General features: G+C 62.5%; 18 protein-coding genes. 16 read left to right on the top strand and 2 right to left on the bottom strand.

The window, feature by feature from the left end; translation table 11 throughout:
* The gene (locus tag ACMGGN_RS14510; RefSeq protein ID WP_046786562.1) at window positions 1-1,026 is read left to right on the top strand and encodes a S49 family peptidase; all 1,026 of its coding nucleotides are present in this window, start codon (window positions 1-3) and stop codon (window positions 1,024-1,026) included.
* Window positions 1,027-1,104: 78 nt separating this feature from the next.
* Here ACMGGN_RS14510 and ACMGGN_RS14505 read toward each other — a convergent pair whose 3' ends face one another.
* Window positions 1,105-1,683, bottom strand: coding sequence for a Maf family protein (locus ACMGGN_RS14505; RefSeq protein ID WP_115275619.1), 579 nt, complete (start codon window positions 1,681-1,683; stop codon window positions 1,105-1,107).
* Between the two features lie 96 nt (window positions 1,684-1,779).
* On the opposite strand from ACMGGN_RS14505, the gene ACMGGN_RS14500 reads away from it, so the two are divergent.
* From ACMGGN_RS14500 to ACMGGN_RS14445, 12 genes are all read left to right on the top strand, one after another.
* A complete protein-coding gene (locus ACMGGN_RS14500; protein ID WP_012313431.1) occupies window positions 1,780-2,307 on the top strand; it encodes a YceD family protein in 528 nt (175 codons plus the stop codon).
* A 13-nt stretch (window positions 2,308-2,320) separates the two neighbouring features.
* Window positions 2,321-2,503, top strand: a complete 183-nt coding sequence (gene rpmF / locus ACMGGN_RS14495; protein ID WP_010223221.1) for a 50S ribosomal protein L32 — start codon at window positions 2,321-2,323, stop codon at window positions 2,501-2,503.
* A 3-nt stretch (window positions 2,504-2,506) separates the two neighbouring features.
* Entirely contained in the window at window positions 2,507-3,517 is a 1,011-nt protein-coding gene (gene plsX, locus ACMGGN_RS14490) for a phosphate acyltransferase PlsX (RefSeq protein WP_080952128.1), read from the top strand.
* A 127-nt stretch (window positions 3,518-3,644) separates the two neighbouring features.
* Complete coding sequence (gene fabD, locus ACMGGN_RS14485) at window positions 3,645-4,583, top strand: ACP S-malonyltransferase (protein ID WP_046786559.1); 939 nt, start codon at window positions 3,645-3,647, stop codon at window positions 4,581-4,583.
* A gap of 16 nt (window positions 4,584-4,599) precedes the next feature.
* On the top strand, window positions 4,600-5,340 hold the full coding sequence (gene fabG, locus ACMGGN_RS14480) for a 3-oxoacyl-ACP reductase FabG (RefSeq protein WP_008096412.1): 741 nt from the start codon (window positions 4,600-4,602) through the stop codon (window positions 5,338-5,340).
* 203 nt (window positions 5,341-5,543) lie between these two features.
* The gene (gene acpP / locus ACMGGN_RS14475; protein ID WP_039603098.1) at window positions 5,544-5,780 is read left to right on the top strand and encodes an acyl carrier protein; all 237 of its coding nucleotides are present in this window, start codon (window positions 5,544-5,546) and stop codon (window positions 5,778-5,780) included.
* A 174-nt stretch (window positions 5,781-5,954) separates the two neighbouring features.
* Entirely contained in the window at window positions 5,955-7,199 is a 1,245-nt protein-coding gene (gene fabF, locus ACMGGN_RS14470; protein WP_046786557.1) for a beta-ketoacyl-ACP synthase II, read from the top strand.
* Window positions 7,199-8,014, top strand: a complete 816-nt coding sequence (gene pabC / locus ACMGGN_RS14465; protein ID WP_174141822.1) for an aminodeoxychorismate lyase — start codon at window positions 7,199-7,201, stop codon at window positions 8,012-8,014. The genes fabF and pabC overlap by 1 nt, the downstream gene beginning before the upstream one ends.
* A gap of 4 nt (window positions 8,015-8,018) precedes the next feature.
* Window positions 8,019-9,149, top strand: a complete 1,131-nt coding sequence (gene mltG, locus ACMGGN_RS14460) for an endolytic transglycosylase MltG (RefSeq protein ID WP_046786555.1) — start codon at window positions 8,019-8,021, stop codon at window positions 9,147-9,149.
* Window positions 9,150-9,158: 9 nt separating this feature from the next.
* Window positions 9,159-9,791, top strand: a complete 633-nt coding sequence (gene tmk / locus ACMGGN_RS14455) for a dTMP kinase (protein ID WP_414156052.1) — start codon at window positions 9,159-9,161, stop codon at window positions 9,789-9,791.
* Window positions 9,784-10,770, top strand: coding sequence for a DNA polymerase III subunit delta' (locus ACMGGN_RS14450; RefSeq protein WP_046786553.1), 987 nt, complete (start codon window positions 9,784-9,786; stop codon window positions 10,768-10,770). Before tmk ends, ACMGGN_RS14450 begins: the two co-directional genes overlap by 8 nt.
* Window positions 10,771-10,800: 30 nt before the next feature.
* The gene (locus tag ACMGGN_RS14445) at window positions 10,801-11,583 is read left to right on the top strand and encodes a TatD family hydrolase (RefSeq protein ID WP_414156051.1); all 783 of its coding nucleotides are present in this window, start codon (window positions 10,801-10,803) and stop codon (window positions 11,581-11,583) included.
* A gap of 273 nt (window positions 11,584-11,856) precedes the next feature.
* On the opposite strand, the gene ACMGGN_RS14440 is transcribed toward ACMGGN_RS14445, so the two are convergent.
* A complete protein-coding gene (locus ACMGGN_RS14440; protein ID WP_204920472.1) occupies window positions 11,857-12,990 on the bottom strand; it encodes an aminotransferase class V-fold PLP-dependent enzyme in 1,134 nt (377 codons plus the stop codon).
* A 71-nt stretch (window positions 12,991-13,061) separates the two neighbouring features.
* Between ACMGGN_RS14440 and ACMGGN_RS14435 the strand changes: the two genes are divergently transcribed.
* The 3 genes from ACMGGN_RS14435 to ACMGGN_RS14425 all read left to right on the top strand — a co-directional run bounded on the left by ACMGGN_RS14435 (window position 13,062) and on the right by ACMGGN_RS14425 (window position 15,444).
* Window positions 13,062-13,697: a TetR/AcrR family transcriptional regulator gene (locus tag ACMGGN_RS14435; protein ID WP_046786550.1), complete on the top strand. Its 636-nt coding sequence runs from the start codon at window positions 13,062-13,064 to the stop codon at window positions 13,695-13,697.
* A 107-nt stretch (window positions 13,698-13,804) separates the two neighbouring features.
* A complete protein-coding gene (locus ACMGGN_RS14430; protein ID WP_237859604.1) occupies window positions 13,805-14,773 on the top strand; it encodes a GTP 3',8-cyclase MoaA in 969 nt (322 codons plus the stop codon).
* A gap of 65 nt (window positions 14,774-14,838) precedes the next feature.
* Window positions 14,839-15,444, top strand: a complete 606-nt coding sequence (locus ACMGGN_RS14425) for a DUF4823 domain-containing protein (protein WP_012313444.1) — start codon at window positions 14,839-14,841, stop codon at window positions 15,442-15,444.
* Window positions 15,445-15,446: the final 2 nt, after the last annotated feature.

The following is a 15,446-nucleotide window of genomic DNA, read 5'->3' as shown; positions in this document are numbered from 1 at the left end:
ATGGTTGACGAGTGGAAAGCACCCGGTTCCGAGACTGAAGAAGAGCGCCTGGCGCGCGAAGACCGTCAAGAGGATGAGCGTGTAGAGCGCAAAAGCTGGAAGCTGCTGGAGAAGACCCTGCTGGCCGGTGTCCAGGAGCAGCGCCGGGCGCGTCGCTGGGGGATCTTCTTCAAGCTGCTGACCTTCGTCTACCTCTTCGGCGTATTGGCCCTGTTCCTGCCTTGGACGGATATGGACAAGGCCGCTTCGCGCAGCACCAGCCATACCGCATTGGTGGAAGTGCGCGGGGTGATCGCCGATCAGGAAGCTGCCAGTGCCGACAATCTGGTCAAGAGCCTGCGCGAGGCGTTCAAGGATCCAAAGACCAAGGCCGTGGTCATGCGTATCAATAGCCCCGGAGGCAGCCCGGTGCAGGCAGGTTATGTCTATGACGAGATTCGCCGGCTGCGCGGTGAGTATCCGGACATCAAGCTGTACGCGGTAATCGCTGACCTGGGTGCGTCGGGTGCCTATTACATTGCCAGTGCGGCGGACGAGATCTATGCCGACAAGGCTAGCCTGGTGGGGTCCATTGGTGTGACGGCGGCCGGGTATGGCTTTGTGGGGTCGATGGAGAAGCTTGGTGTGGAACGGCGCACGTATACCGCCGGTGAGCACAAGGCCTTCCTGGATCCGTTCTCGCCGGAGAAGCCTGAAGAGCGGGCGTTCTGGCAGGGCGTGCTGAATACCACCCATCAGCAGTTCATTGCCATGGTCAAGCAGGGCAGGGGTGATCGCCTGAAAGACAAGGAGCACCCTGAGCTGTTCAGTGGCCTGGTGTGGTCGGGTGAGCAGGCCAAGGCGCTGGGGCTTGTCGATGGCCTGGGCAGTGCGAGCTATGTGGCGCGTGAGATCGTGGGGGAGAAGGAGCTGGTCGACTTCACGGTCGAGGAGTCACCGTTCGATCGCTTCTCCAAGCGCATTGGTGCCAGCGTGGCGGAGAAGTTGGCCATGTACATGGGCTTCCAGGGGCCTGCCTTGCGCTGAGTGCTTGCCTGGCCCCATCGCCGGCAATTGCTGCATAAGGCTTGCGGGTGATGGGGCGCAAGACCGCCTCTGGTGGTCTCAGGGCACTGTCACGCCTTCCGTGCTCAGCATATCCACCAGCCGGATCAACGGCAGCCCGATCAGGCTGGTGGCATCGCACCCGTGGGTGCTCTTGAACAAGCTCACACCCAGCCCCTCGGCCTTGAAGCTGCCTGCGCAATCGAGCGGCTGCTCGGCCGTCACGTAGCGCTCCACGCGCTCCCGGTCCAGTTCCCGCATCGTTACGGTAAACGGCACGCAATCGACCTGGCATTGCCCTGTGGCGGTGTTCAGCAGTGCCACCCCGGTCAGGAAGGTGACGTGCTGTCCGCTGGCCTCCAGCAATTGCTCGCAGGCGCGCTCGAAACTGTGCGGCTTGCCCAGGATCTGCTCGCCCAGTACCGCGACCTGGTCGGAGCCGATGATCAGGTGCTGCGGGTGGCTGCCGGCCAGTGCCTCGGCCTTCTGCCTGGCCAGGCGTCGCACCAGCTCTGTGGCGGGCTCGTCAGCGAGCCGCCGCTCGTCAAGGTCGGGGCTTGCCCAGGTGAAGGGCAGGCGCAGGCGCGCGAGCAGTTCGCGCCGGTAAGGGGAGCTGGAAGCCAGCAACAAAGGCAGCATGGTAGACTCCTGATCAGTTGATCCCGATTCTAACATGCAACATACCGCCGAATTTCCTTTGACAGGTGCAGGGGGCATCCCTAGAATGCTGCGCCTATGTTGAATGACCCGATTCCACCTCACGTTGACCCGCGCAAATTAGCCGATCGTGGCGTAACCCTTAACGGTTCGCTGCAACTCGCTGATTTGGAAAGACTCTGCGACCCGCTTTCCGACAATGTCGGTACGGTGCAGGCGAAGTTCGATTTTGAACGAGATGAACAGCACGTGGTGGTTATCCACAGCGAGCTGGATGTCGAAGTCAAAATGGTTTGCCAGCGTTGTCTTGAGCTGGTCACCCTGCCGATTCACAGCGAATGCACTTACGCTGTGGTGAAGGAGGGTGCGAATACCCAGTCGTTGCCGAAAGGCTATGACGTGCTGGAACTGGGCGAAGATCCTTTGGATCTGCAGGCCTTGATCGAGGAGGAGCTTCTGCTCGCCTTGCCCATCGTGCCTGCTCATCATCCGGAAGAATGCCAGCAGCCGGCGGGCGCAGACGAGCCCGAATCGAGCAAGGACGAGGTATCGCGGTCCAACCCGTTCAGTGTTTTGGCGCAGTTAAAGCGTGACCCAAACGTTTAGGAGTTAATCAATTATGGCTGTTCAGCAGAACAAAAAATCCCGCTCTGCCCGTGACATGCGCCGTTCGCACGACGCTCTGTCGGAAAACGCGCTGTCGGTAGAAAAGACCACCGGTGAAGTACACCTGCGTCACCACGTATCGCCAGAAGGCGTATACCGTGGTCGTAAAGTGATCGACAAGGGCGCTGACGAGTAATCCTTGTCTGCTCAGATCATCGCGATCGACGCAATGGGCGGGGACTTCGGTCCCCGCAGCATTGTCCAGGCTAGCATAGCCTGCCTTTCGGCTACCCCCTCGCTGCACCTGACCCTCGTCGGTCAACCATCCCTCCTAGAAGATCTTGTCAGTGGCCTTGCGGCTGCGGATCGTGCGCGCCTGCAGATTGTCGCTGCCAGTGAGGTGATCGGTATGGACGAGCGGCCATCCCAGGCGCTGCGCGGCAAGCCGGACTCGTCGATGCGCATCGCCCTTGAACTGGTGCGTGATGGCAAGGCCCAGGCCTGCGTCAGTGCCGGCAATACCGGCGCGCTGATGGCGTTGTCGCGCTTGGTGCTCAAGACGCTGCCGGGTATCGATCGGCCTGCCATGGTCGCGGCTATCCCGACTCAGGCGGGGTACTGCCAGTTGCTCGACCTGGGTGCCAATGTCGACTGCAGTGCCGAAAACCTCTACCAGTTCGCTGTAATGGGCTCGGTGGCCGCACAGGCCTTGGGTGTCCAGCGCCCGCGGGTGGCACTGTTGAATATCGGCACCGAGGACATCAAGGGCAATCAGCAGGTCAAGCTGGCTGCCACGCTGTTGCAGAACGCTCGCGGCCTCAATTATGTCGGCTTCGTCGAGGGTGATGGCCTTTATCGGGGGGAGGCGGACGTGGTGGTGTGCGACGGCTTTGTCGGCAATATCCTGCTCAAGTCCAGCGAGGGCCTGGCGACGATGATCGCTGCGCGTATCGAAAAACTGTTCAAGGGTGGCCCGCTGTCACGTGTTGCCGGGGCTGTCGCGATGCCGTTGCTCAAGCGTCTGCAGGCCGACCTAGCGCCGGCGCGGCACAATGGGGCAAGTTTTCTGGGGCTGCAGGGTATCGTCATCAAGAGCCATGGCTCGGCAGGCGTGCAGGGCTTTCAAAGCGCCATCCAGCGTGCGCTGATCGAGATCCAGGAAAACCTCCCGCAGCGCTTGCACGGGCGCCTTGAAGACCTGTTGCCTTAGGCATTTCGCCGATGAAGTGCTTAAATGTGACCGCTTGGTCCGCGTTTCCATCCAAGTTTTCAGTTTCCGCGTCTAGTCTTTGGCTCGGCGCACCCTATCCGACGACAAGATCATAAGGGCTTGTTCAATGTCTGCATCCCTCGCATTCGTCTTCCCCGGTCAAGGTTCCCAGTCGCTGGGCATGCTCAAAGAACTGGGCGCTGAAAAGCCGGTGATCGTTGAGACCTTCAAGGAAGCCTCCGAGGCTCTGGGTTACGACCTGTGGGAGCTGGTCCAGGAAGGCCCGGAAGAGCAACTCAATCAAACCGACAAGACCCAACCGGCCATCCTCACTGCCTCCATCGCTCTGTGGCGCCTGTGGCTGGAGGAGGGTGGCGCGCAGCCGGCCTTCGTGTCGGGCCACAGCCTGGGCGAGTACAGCGCTCTGGTCGCTGCTGGCAGCCTGTCGCTCAAAGACGCCGTCAAGCTGGTCAAGCGCCGTGGCGAACTGATGCAGGAAGCCGTGCCGGCCGGTCATGGCGCCATGGCCGCCATCCTCGGCCTGGGCGACGATGATGTGAAGGCCATTTGCGCCGAAGCGGCCGAAGATGAAGTGGTCAGCGCAGTCAACTTCAACTCGCCGGGCCAGGTGGTCATCGCCGGCAACGTCGCGGCGGTCAATCGTGCCATCGAGCTGTGCAAGGCCAAGGGCGCCAAGCGCGCCTTGCCGCTGCCGGTCAGCGTGCCGTCGCACTGCGCCCTGATGAAGCCGGCTGCCGATCGTTTCGCCGAGCACGTCAATGCCGTCGAATGGAAGGCGCCGCAGATTCCGGTAGTGCAGAACGTTACTGCCGCCGTCGCCGCCGACCTCGACACCCTCAAGCAGGATCTGCTGGCGCAGCTGTATCAGCCGGTTCGCTGGGTTGAATGCGTGCAGACCCTCGCCGCGAACGGCGCGGTCAACCTGGTCGAATGTGGCCCGGGCAAGGTGCTGGCCGGCCTGAACAAGCGTTGCGCCGACGGTGTGACCACCTACAACCTCAACACCCCCGACGCCGTCGCCGCCACCCGTGCGGCGCTGGCCTGAATTTGGAGAAGCTTGCATGAGCCTGCAAGGTAAAGTTGCACTGGTTACCGGCGCCAGCCGGGGTATCGGCCAGGCCATCGCCCTCGAGCTGGGCCGCCAGGGCGCTACCGTGATCGGTACCGCCACCTCGGCTTCCGGTGCCGAGCGCATCGCTGCCACCCTGAAAGAGCACGGTATCACCGGTACCGGCATGGAGCTGAACGTCACCAGCGCCGAGTCGGTGGAGGCGGTACTGGGTGCCATCGGCGAGCAGTTCGGTGCCCCGGCCATTCTGGTCAACAACGCTGGCATCACCCGCGACAACCTCATGCTGCGCATGAAGGACGACGAGTGGTTCGACGTGATCGACACCAACCTGAACAGCCTCTACCGTTTGTCCAAGGGCGTGCTGCGTGGCATGACCAAGGCGCGTTGGGGTCGTATCATCAGCATCGGCTCGGTCGTCGGTGCCATGGGTAACGCTGGCCAGGCCAACTATGCGGCCGCCAAGGCCGGCCTGGAAGGCTTCAGCCGCGCCCTGGCGCGTGAAGTCGGCTCGCGCGGCATCACCGTCAATTCGGTGACCCCAGGCTTCATCGATACCGACATGACCCGCGAATTGCCAGAAGCGCAGCGCGAAGCCCTGCAGACCCAGATTCCGCTGGGCCGCCTGGGTCAGGCCGAAGAAATCGCCAAGGTGGTTTCCTTCCTGGCATCCGACGGCGCAGCCTATGTCACCGGCGCTACCGTGCCGGTGAACGGCGGGATGTACATGTAACACTGCAACTCAATGTGACGGATTGCTTAAAAAAAGAGTCATACTCCCAGCCTAAAATCCGTTATAAAGCTGCAACCAGATTCCAGGCAGGGGGCAGGGTGACTGAAGCGAAGGTGCGTTCCGCTTGAAAAGCGAACGTCTTTCTATAAAATTGGTCACCGGCCAGCTGCCTGACATATATCCATTAGGAGTGAAAACTAGGTATGAGCACCATCGAAGAACGCGTCAAGAAAATCGTCGCCGAGCAACTGGGCGTCAAGGAAGAGGAAATCAAGAACGAATCTTCTTTCGTTGATGATCTGGGTGCCGACTCGCTTGACACCGTTGAGCTGGTGATGGCTCTGGAAGAGGAATTCGAGACCGAAATCCCTGACGAAGAAGCCGAGAAGATCACTACCGTTCAAGCTGCCATCGACTACGTCAACGCCCACCAGGCTTAAGACGCTGTAGTCGACGCTTCTTGTCGAGAAGAACCGCACTGCCTTTGCCGGCGTGCGGTTTTTTCTTTGCGAAGGTCCTGCAATGATCCGCGGGCTTCGAGAGCCTGTTGCCATTTCATTCCATTGCCTTGAATGCAATGGCAAGAGACTCTGTTATTAGAAAAGGAGAGTACTGTGTCGCGTAGACGCGTCGTGGTCACTGGTATGGGTATGCTGTCGCCACTGGGTACGGATGTACCGAGCACCTGGCAGGGCATTCTGGCTGGCCGCAGTGGCATCGGTCCGATCGAGCATACGGACCTTTCTGCCTACTCCACCCGTTTTGGCGGCTCGGTGAAGGGCTTTGAGGTCGAGCAGTACCTGTCGGCCAAGGAAGCTCGCAAGCTTGACTTGTTCATCCAGTACGGCCTGGCGGCCGGTTTCCAGGCGGTACGCAATGCCGGCCTGGAAGTCACCGACGCCAACCGCGAGCGCATTGGCGTGGCCATGGGCTCTGGGATCGGCGGCCTGACCAATATCGAAGAAACCAGCCGCACCTTGCACGATCAAGGCCCGCGCCGCATTTCGCCGTTCTTCGTGCCAGGCTCGATCATCAACATGATCTCCGGCTTCCTGTCGATCCATCTGGGGTTGCAGGGCCCCAATTATGCCATTGCCACTGCCTGCACCACTGGCACCCACTGCATCGGCATGGCTGCTCGCAACATCGCCTACGGTGAAGCCGACGTGATGATCGCCGGTGGCGCCGAAATGGCCGCTTGCGGCTTGGGCATGGGTGGCTTCGGTGCTTCTCGCGCACTGTCGACCCGCAACGATGAGCCGGCCCGTGCCAGCCGCCCGTGGGACAAGGGGCGTGACGGTTTTGTACTCTCCGACGGCGCCGGTGCGCTGGTGCTCGAAGAGCTGGAGCATGCCCAGGCCCGTGGTGCGACCATCTATGCCGAGCTGGTTGGTTTCGGCATGAGCGGCGACGCTTACCACATGACTTCGCCACCCGACAGTGGCGAAGGCGCTGCGCGCTGCATGGCCAACGCCTTGCGTGATGCTGGCATCCAGCCGGCTGAGGTCAGCTACATCAACGCCCACGGTACCTCGACTCCGGCTGGCGATATCGCTGAAGTCGCGGCGATCAAGCGCGTGTTTGGCGAGCACGCCTACAAGCTGGCTGTCAGCTCGACCAAGTCGATGACCGGTCACCTGCTGGGGGCTGCGGGCGCTGTAGAGGCGATCTTCAGCGTGCTGGCGATCAACAGCCAGATGGCACCGCCAACCATCAACCTCGATGAGCCGGACGAAGGCTGCGACCTCGACTTCGTGCCCCATCAGGCGCGCAGCATGCCGATCGACGTAGTGCTGTCCAACTCGTTCGGCTTTGGTGGCACCAACGGCTCGCTGGTGTTCCGCCGGTTCGCCGGCTGATGCACAGCTGGATCGACGGCCAGCCCGCGACTGCGGTCAACCTGCAGAACCGTGGCCTGGCCTACGGCGATGGTCTGTTCGAGACCATCGCCGTACGCAGTGGCCGCCCCAGCATGCTGGACGGTCACCTGGCGCGTCTGGCCCTGGGCTGCCAGCGCCTGGCAATCGATGCCGACCTGGCGTTGGTGCGCGATGAAATCCTGCGTTATGCCAGCCAGCTGGGTGACGGTGTCGCCAAGCTGATCCTCACCCGGGGCGACAGCCAGCGTGGCTATGCGCCGTTGGCAGGTGCCGCGCCGCGGCGCATCCTGCTGGGCAGCCCGCTGCCCGGCTACCCTGCCGAACATGCCGAACACGGTGTGCGTCTTTTCCCTTGCCAGACCCGGCTTGGGGAACAACCGTTGCTGGCAGGCCTCAAACACCTCAACCGCCTGGAGCAGGTGCTGGCCCGTGCCGAATGGCAGGACAGCGAACATGCCGAAGGCTTGATGTGTGATGGGCAAGGCAGGCTGGTCGAAGGTGTTTACAGCAATCTTTTCCTGGTGCGCGGCGGCGTGTTGCTTACTGCCGAGCTCAGCCGTTGCGGCGTGGCAGGGGTGATGCGCGGTGCGTTGCTGGAACAGGCGCAGGCACTGGCCATTCCGGTGCAGGTGCGTGACCTGCCGTTCGACGAGCTTGCGCTGGCCGATGAGGTATTCATCTGCAACAGCGTTTATGGGGTCTGGCCGGTGCGGGCTTTTGCTGCACTGAACTGGTCGCCGGGCCCGCTCACCCGTAAACTGCAGGCCTTTGCCCGTACGTTACTGGATACCTGAATTCGTGAGACGCAAAATCCTGCTGCTGCTGGAAATGGGCTTGATCCTGGCCGGCCTGGCATTGGGCTGGTCTGCCTGGAAGGTCAACTCGGTGCTGGAGCAGCCCTTGCGCGTGACGCAGGAGCAACTGCTCGACGTGCCCAGTGGCACCAACCCCAATCGCATGTTCTACCGCATGGAGGGCGAGGGGTTGCTCGATGACGCCTTCTGGTTGCGCCTGTACTGGCGCTTCAACATGGCCGGCACACCCCTGAAAACCGGCGAATATCGCATCACGCCGGGCATGACCGTCGAAGCGTTGTTCGACGCCTGGCGCCGTGCCGATGTGGTGCAGTACAACCTGACCCTGGTGGAGGGTTGGACGTTCCGCCAGGTGCGTTCGGCGATCGCCAGGCACGAGAAGATCAAGCACACCCTCGATGGCCTTACCGACTCCGAAGTCATGGACAAGCTTGGCCACACCGGCGTGTTTCCGGAGGGCCGGTTCTTCCCTGATACCTACCGTTTCGTGCGGGGCATGAGTGACGTCGAGCTGCTGCAGCAGGCCTATATGCGGCTGGACGAAGTGCTGGCCAAAGAGTGGGCCGAGCGCGCCACCGACCTGCCTTATCGTGACCCGTACCAGGCGTTGATCATGGCCTCGTTGGTGGAGAAGGAAACCGGCATCCCTCAGGAGCGCGGGCAGATTGCCGGGGTGTTCGTTCGTCGCCTGCGGCTGGGCATGATGCTGCAGACAGACCCTACGGTCATCTACGGCATGGGCGAACGCTACAACGGCAGAATCACCCGTGCCGACCTGCGTGAGCCAACGCCATACAACACCTATACCATCTCTGGCCTGCCGCCCACGCCGATCGCCATGGTCGGGCGAGAGGCGATCCACGCTGCGCTCCATCCAGCCGATGGCACCAGCCTGTACTTCGTCGCCCGGGGTGATGGCAGCCATGTGTTCTCCGATGACTTGGACGATCACAATTCTGCAGTGCGCGAGTATCAGCTCAAGCGCCGTGCAGACTACCGGTCAAGCCCCGCTCCCCAAGCGTCGCCAGAGTCTGGCGAACCCTCTGCCCAGGACCCGGCACCGGCCAGCGACCCCGCGCCGGCCGACGCGCCTGCGGCTGACGAACAACATTAAGGACTGCCTGTGAGCGGCTTGTTTATTACCCTGGAAGGCCCCGAAGGCGCGGGCAAAAGTACCAACCGTGATTACCTGGCGGCACGCCTGCGAGAGCAGGGGCTGGATGTGGTGCTCACCCGCGAGCCTGGCGGTACTCCGCTGGCTGAAAAGGTCCGCGAACTGCTGTTGGCACCGAGTGATGAAGTGATGTCTGCCGACACCGAGCTGTTGTTGGTGTTCGCCGCGCGCGCTCAGCATCTGGCGCAGGTGATCCGCCCGGCGCTGGAGCGTGGGGCCGTGGTGCTATGTGATCGTTTCACGGACGCTACCTACGCCTACCAAGGCGGTGGCCGCGGCCTTTCGGTAGAGCGGATCGCCGTGCTCGAGCAGTTTGTCCAAGGCGAGCTGCGCCCCGACCTGACGCTGGTTTTCGACCTGCCGGTGGAAGTAGGGTTGGCCCGTGCTGCTGCCCGTGGGCGGCTGGATCGTTTCGAGCAGGAGGGCCAGGCCTTCTTCGAGGCCGTGCGCCAGGCTTACCTGCAGCGCGCCCGGCGCGAGCCGCAGCGCTACGACCTGCTGGACGCGGCGCAGCCGCTGGAAGCCGTGCAGCGCGCCATTGACGCGCTGTTGCCGGGCATCCTGGAGCGTTGCCGTGGCTGAAGCCTACCCTTGGCAGCAGGCGCTGTGGCAGCAGTTGGCGGGCCGTGCGCAGCATGCCCACGCCTACCTGCTGCACGGGCCGCAGGGTATCGGCAAGCGCGCCTTGGCCGAGCGCCTGATGGCCCGCTTGTTGTGCCAGCAGCCACAGGGGCTTGATGCCTGCGGGCAGTGCAAGTCCTGCTTGCTGCTCAAGGCGGGCAGCCATCCGGACAACTTTGTGCTGGAGCCTGAAGAGGCTGACAAGCCGATCAAGGTCGATCAGGTGCGCGAACTGGTGTCCTTCGTCGTGCAGACGGCGCAGTTGGGCGGGCGCAAGGTCATCCTGATCGAGCCGGTCGAGGCGATGAACGTCAATGCGTCCAACGCCCTGCTCAAAAGCCTGGAAGAGCCTTCCGGCGACACCGTGCTGCTGCTGGTCAGCCACCAGCCCAGCCGCCTGTTGCCGACCATCAAGAGCCGCTGCCAGCAGGTCAGCTGCCCGCAGCCGAGCCTTGCCCAGAGCCAGGCCTGGCTGGCCACTGCGCTGGCCGGCAGTGACGAGGCCGAGCGTGACGAGCTGCTGACCCTCGCTGCCGGCTCGCCGTTGATGGCGGTGAACCTGCAGGCCCAAGGTGTGCGCGAGCAACGTGCGCTGGTGACCGATGGGGTGAAAAAGCTGCTCAAGCAACAGCAATCACCCAGTCAGCTGGCCGAGGCGTGGAGTGGTGTGCCCTTGTTGCTGCTGTTTGACTGGTTCTTCGACTGGTCGCACCTGATCCTGCGTTATCAATTGACCCAGGACGAGGAGGGGCTAGGCTTGGCCGATATGCGCAAGGTGGTGCAATACCTTGCGCAGAAGAGCCGGCAGGCCAAGGTGCTCGAGGTGCAGGCGTGGATCCTCGAGCAGCGCCAGAAGGTGCTGGGCAAGGCCAACCTCAACCGCGTGCTGCTGCTGGAAGCCTTGTTGGCCCATTGGGTGCAGTTGCCCGGCTCCCGCTGATTTTTCATTTTTTCATGTGTGACGTCTCCCATGCTCGTAGATTCTCATTGCCACCTCGACCGTCTTGACCTCAGTGCCCATCAGGGCTCCCTCGATGCCGCCCTGCAGGCGGCCCGCGAGCGCGGGGTCGGGCATTTTCTGTGTATCGGTGTCAGCGCCGAAAATGCCGGGGCAGTGAAGGCGCTGAGCGAGCAGTACGCCGATGTCGATTGCTCGGTGGGCGTGCACCCGCTTGACCTGGCCCCCGGCGAGACCCCAGCGCTGGAATGGCTCCTGCGCGAACTGGCGCACCCGCATGTCGTCGCGATCGGTGAAACCGGGTTGGACTACCACTACGAGCCGGAGGCGGCCGAGCTGCAGCAGGCGTCGTTCCGCCTGCACCTGGAGGCGTCGCGCCAGACCGGCAAGCCGGTGATCGTGCATACGCGAGCAGCCAAAGCCGACACCTTGGCGCTGCTGCGTGAGGCCAGCCTGCCGCAGGCTGGCGTGCTGCATTGCTTCACCGAGGACTGGGAGATGGCCAAGGCGGCCCTGGACCTGGGTTACTACATTTCGCTGTCCGGTATTGTCACCTTCCGCAATGCCGATGCCTTGCGCGAGGTGGCGCGACTGGTGCCGGTCGATCGCTTGCTGGTGGAGACCGACTCGCCGTACCTGGCTCCGATTCCTTACCGTGGCAAGCCGAACCTGCCGCAGTATGTGCGTGAGGTGGCCGAGTACGTGGCTTCCTTGCGCGGCGTCAGCTATGAGCAGTTGGCCGGGCAGACCACCGACAACTTCAAGCGGTTGTTCCCTTTGGCCCGGGTGGCCTGAGCCGGGCGCTGACTCTCAAGGGCGCTGCAAATCTGCCCGTGGCCCCAGCTGCGCCATTGAGGCAAAAAAAACCCGGGTTCTGGGGGAGGAATCCGGGTTAAGACCATTAGGAGTAAAACAAAGGTACGCGGTCCGTGAGCACCTTTATCGACGCGCCACTGGGGGGGATGCGCCGCGCCAACACTTCAAGTATTGGTCAGGTTTGGCGCAGTGCCAGTGCCAATTGTTCGTTTTTTAAACAGATTTGGAATACGCCCGGGCCCGCTTCCTTCCTCAGCGCATGGCCAGGCGCCGTACTTGCTGCACAGCTTCGTCGATAAGCCGCTCACTGGTATAGAAGTGCGGCGAAAAGCGCACACCTGGGCCTCGTAGGGCACAGATTGTCCGCTCTGCGGTCAGGCTGCGATGAATGTCTGCGCTGTTCTGGCCGCAAATACTGAATGTGACGATTCCACCCCGTCGCGCCGGGCTATCCGGGCTGTGCAACTGGACCCCGGAAATACCCGCCAGCCCTTGGTGCAACTGCTCGACACGTTGCTGCAATTGCCGGGCAACTTCGTCCATGCCGACTTCCTCGAGCAGCGACAGGCTGGCCTCCAGCGCGCAGGCGCCGAGCATGTTCGGGCTGCCGCATTCGAACCGCCGTGCGCTGCGGGCGGGCTGCCACTGGCGGCGTTCGAAGTCACCCATATTATCCAGCATGTGCCAGCCATAGGCGTTGAGCCTTAGCTGCGGGCGCAGCGCGGCCCTGCAGTAAAATACCCCCAGGCCTTCAGGGCCCAGCATCCATTTGTGCCCGTCAGCCATGGCGAAATCACACTCATAGCGCTGCACGTCGAAAGGCAGGGCGCCAATTTGCTGAATGGCATCGACGCAGAACAGTACCTTGCGTGCCCGGCACCCCTGGCCCAGGCGCGTCAGGTCCAGGCGCAGGCCGCTGCCGAACTGCACGGCGCTGACCGCCAGCAGGCGTGTGCGCCGGTTGCAGGCCGCCAGTAGCGAAGCCTCCGGATCGGCCCCGGCGAGGCTTGCCTGAACCACCTCGACGCCGCGATCGGTCAGCGCCTCCCAGACAACCCGGTTGGAGGGGAACTCCTCGTCGCTGATCACCACCTGGTCGCCGGGCTGCCAGTCCAGGCCGAAAGCTACCAGTGACAGCGCCTCGGAAGTGTTCTTGACCAGCGCGATATCGCCGCGTGAGGGTGCGTTGAGCAGGCGCGCGAGCCGCTCACGCAGGCGTCGCTCGGTGGCCAACCATGCCGGGTAGTCACTGGCGCCCAGGTTCACGTTTTCCCGCGCAAAGCGCGCCACGGCTTCGCTGGCCCTGCGTGGCCAGGGGGCGATGGCCGCATGGTTCAGGTAGCGCAGCCCCGGAGCCTGGTCAAACTCATCGTGAAACATAGACATGGTTGGATGATCCGTGCAATTTGCTGCAAGTTAGGCATAATAAACCGCTTCAATGTCATCCAGTCCTTCCCATGCAGAAAGAACCTCGTAAGGTCCGTGAGTTTCGCCGTCGCGAACAGGAAATCCTCGATACTGCGCTCAAGCTGTTTCTCGAACAGGGTGAAGACAGTGTCACCGTCGAGATGATCGCTGACGCTGTAGGTATCGGCAAAGGTACGATCTACAAGCACTTCAAGTCCAAGGCGGAGATCTACCTGCGCCTGATGCTCGACTACGAGCGTGACCTGAATGCGCTGTTGCATTCGGCCGATGTCGACCGCGACAAGGAGGCGCTGTCGCGCGCCTATTTCGAGTTCCGCATGCGCGACCCGCAGCGTTACCGGTTGTTCGATCGCCTGGAAGAAAAGGTGGTCAAGGGCAACCAGGTGCCGGAGATGGTCGAGGAGCTGCACAGCATCCGTGCCTCCAACTTCGACCGGCTGACCCAGCTGATCAAGGGCCGCATCAGCGAAGGCAAGCTCGAAGACGTGCCGCCATACTTCCATTACTGCGCCGCCTGGGCCTTGGTGCACGGTGCCGTGGCGCTCTACCACTCGCCATTCTGGAGCAATGTGCTCGAGGACCAGGAAGGTTTCTTCCAGTTCCTCATGGACATCGGCGTGCGCATGGGCAACAAGCGCAAGCGTGACCCGGAACCCGCGAACTGAAGCGCTCCGTCCCGGGCGGTTGAATCCGGTGTGGAACGGGGGCTTGCAAAAACCTGAATTTTGAGTCAGGTTTTGCCGGCCCCGTTTCATCCATGCCGGAGTCATTCATGATTGTCGATCGTCAAGGCAGGCGTTTTCGCAACCTGCGCGTCAGCCTGACGGCTGCCTGCAACTATGCCTGCAGCTACTGCGTGCCCAACGGCAAACGCCTGGTTGCGGCGCAGGATGAGCTGTCCGCCGAGGCGCTGGCCCGCGGGGTGGCCTATCTGATCGAGGCAGCCGGTATAGAGCGCCTGCGTATTACCGGCGGTGAGCCACTGGTCAGCCCCAGGCTGGATGCTTTTTTGGCTGCAGTGGCCAAGCTCGAGCTCCAGGACATCACCCTGACTACCAATGGTCAGTTGCTCGGGCGCAAGTTGCCGCAGTTGCAGGCGGCCGGCATCCGTCGTCTGAATGTGTCCCTCGATACGCTCGACCCCCAGGCATTTCGGCGCATCGCCCGTGGTGGCGACCTGGCCAGCGTTCTCGCGGGCATGCAGCAGGCCAGTGCCAGGGGCATGCAGATCAAGGTCAACATGGTACCCATGCGTGGGCAGAACCTGGACCAGGTTGTACCCATGCTCGACTACTGCCTGGCCCGAGGTTTCGAACTGCGTTTCATCGAACTGATGCGCATGGGCCATCTGGCCCGTGATCACAACGCATTCCTGCAGCAGTTCGTGGGGCTCGACCAACTGCTGGATCTGATTGGCCACGCGCATGCTTTTGAGAGGGCCGATGCGCCGCTGGATGCCACTGCGCTGCGTTACCAGGTGCCGGGCAGGGGCCATTTCGGCGTGATCGCCAACGAGAGCGTACCGTTCTGTCGGAGCTGCTCGCGCCTGCGCCTGTCATCTACCGGCTGGCTGCACGGGTGCCTGTCGTCGAGCAACCGTCACTTTGTCGGCGATCTGCTGGAGCAGCCCCGTCATCAGGCGCTCCCAGCCCTGCAGCGGTTGCTGGTCAAGGCGTTGGCCGACAAACAGGCGCTGGCGTTTTCCGGTGACGTGATGGTGATGAAGGTGATTGGCGGCTGATCTGGCGCAAAAGCTGCATCCGCCGGCTATTCGCCGGTTTTTCGTCGCCGGTCACTGGAGGAAAGATGCGTAGCCTGGTCTTGCTGCTGGCGCTTATGGCGCTGGGCGGCTGCATGAATGTCAGCGATATGGGCGAGGGCGTCCGTTACCACATGAGCGATGCCGGCCTGCTGGATCACAGCGACACACGCCGCACGCTGTCGATTCGCCTGCAGCCCGATTCGTTCATCTTCATCGGCCAGGGCGCCTTCATGCCGCCAAGCAAAGGGCCAGTACCGAAGCAGAACGTGGTTGCCGAGGAGGCCTTCAAGAGCTTCGTCGAGTATTTCCCGCTGGTACGGCGCGCCCAGGGCCCGCTGGGCCTCGAAGAGGCCATCGCCGAGGCCCGCTCGGTCGGCGCCGACTATGTGCTGTATACCCGTTTTGCCCGCACCGACGACCGTATCGGCAATGGCGATGAGTGGTATGACGAGCAGGCTGTCGACCGCCTGGGCTGGGACACCGGTGTGGTGCAGATGATGCTGATCGAAACCAGTACCCGCTACCTCATCGACACTGCGCGAATCAAAAGCCGTGGCGGTTTGTTGACGTTCCACGACAATGCTCCGCAGGATTTGCTCGCAGCGCCGATGCGCGAGTACGCTCGTAGCCTTCTGGGCATGAGTGAGTGAGG

This window comes from Pseudomonas sp. BNK-30, from assembly GCF_047456185.1.
Classification (GTDB): Bacteria; Pseudomonadota; Gammaproteobacteria; order Pseudomonadales; family Pseudomonadaceae; genus Aquipseudomonas; species Aquipseudomonas putida_E.
The sequence above is the reverse complement of the archived record's forward strand: the minus strand, read 5'-3'. Positions and strand labels throughout refer to the sequence as shown.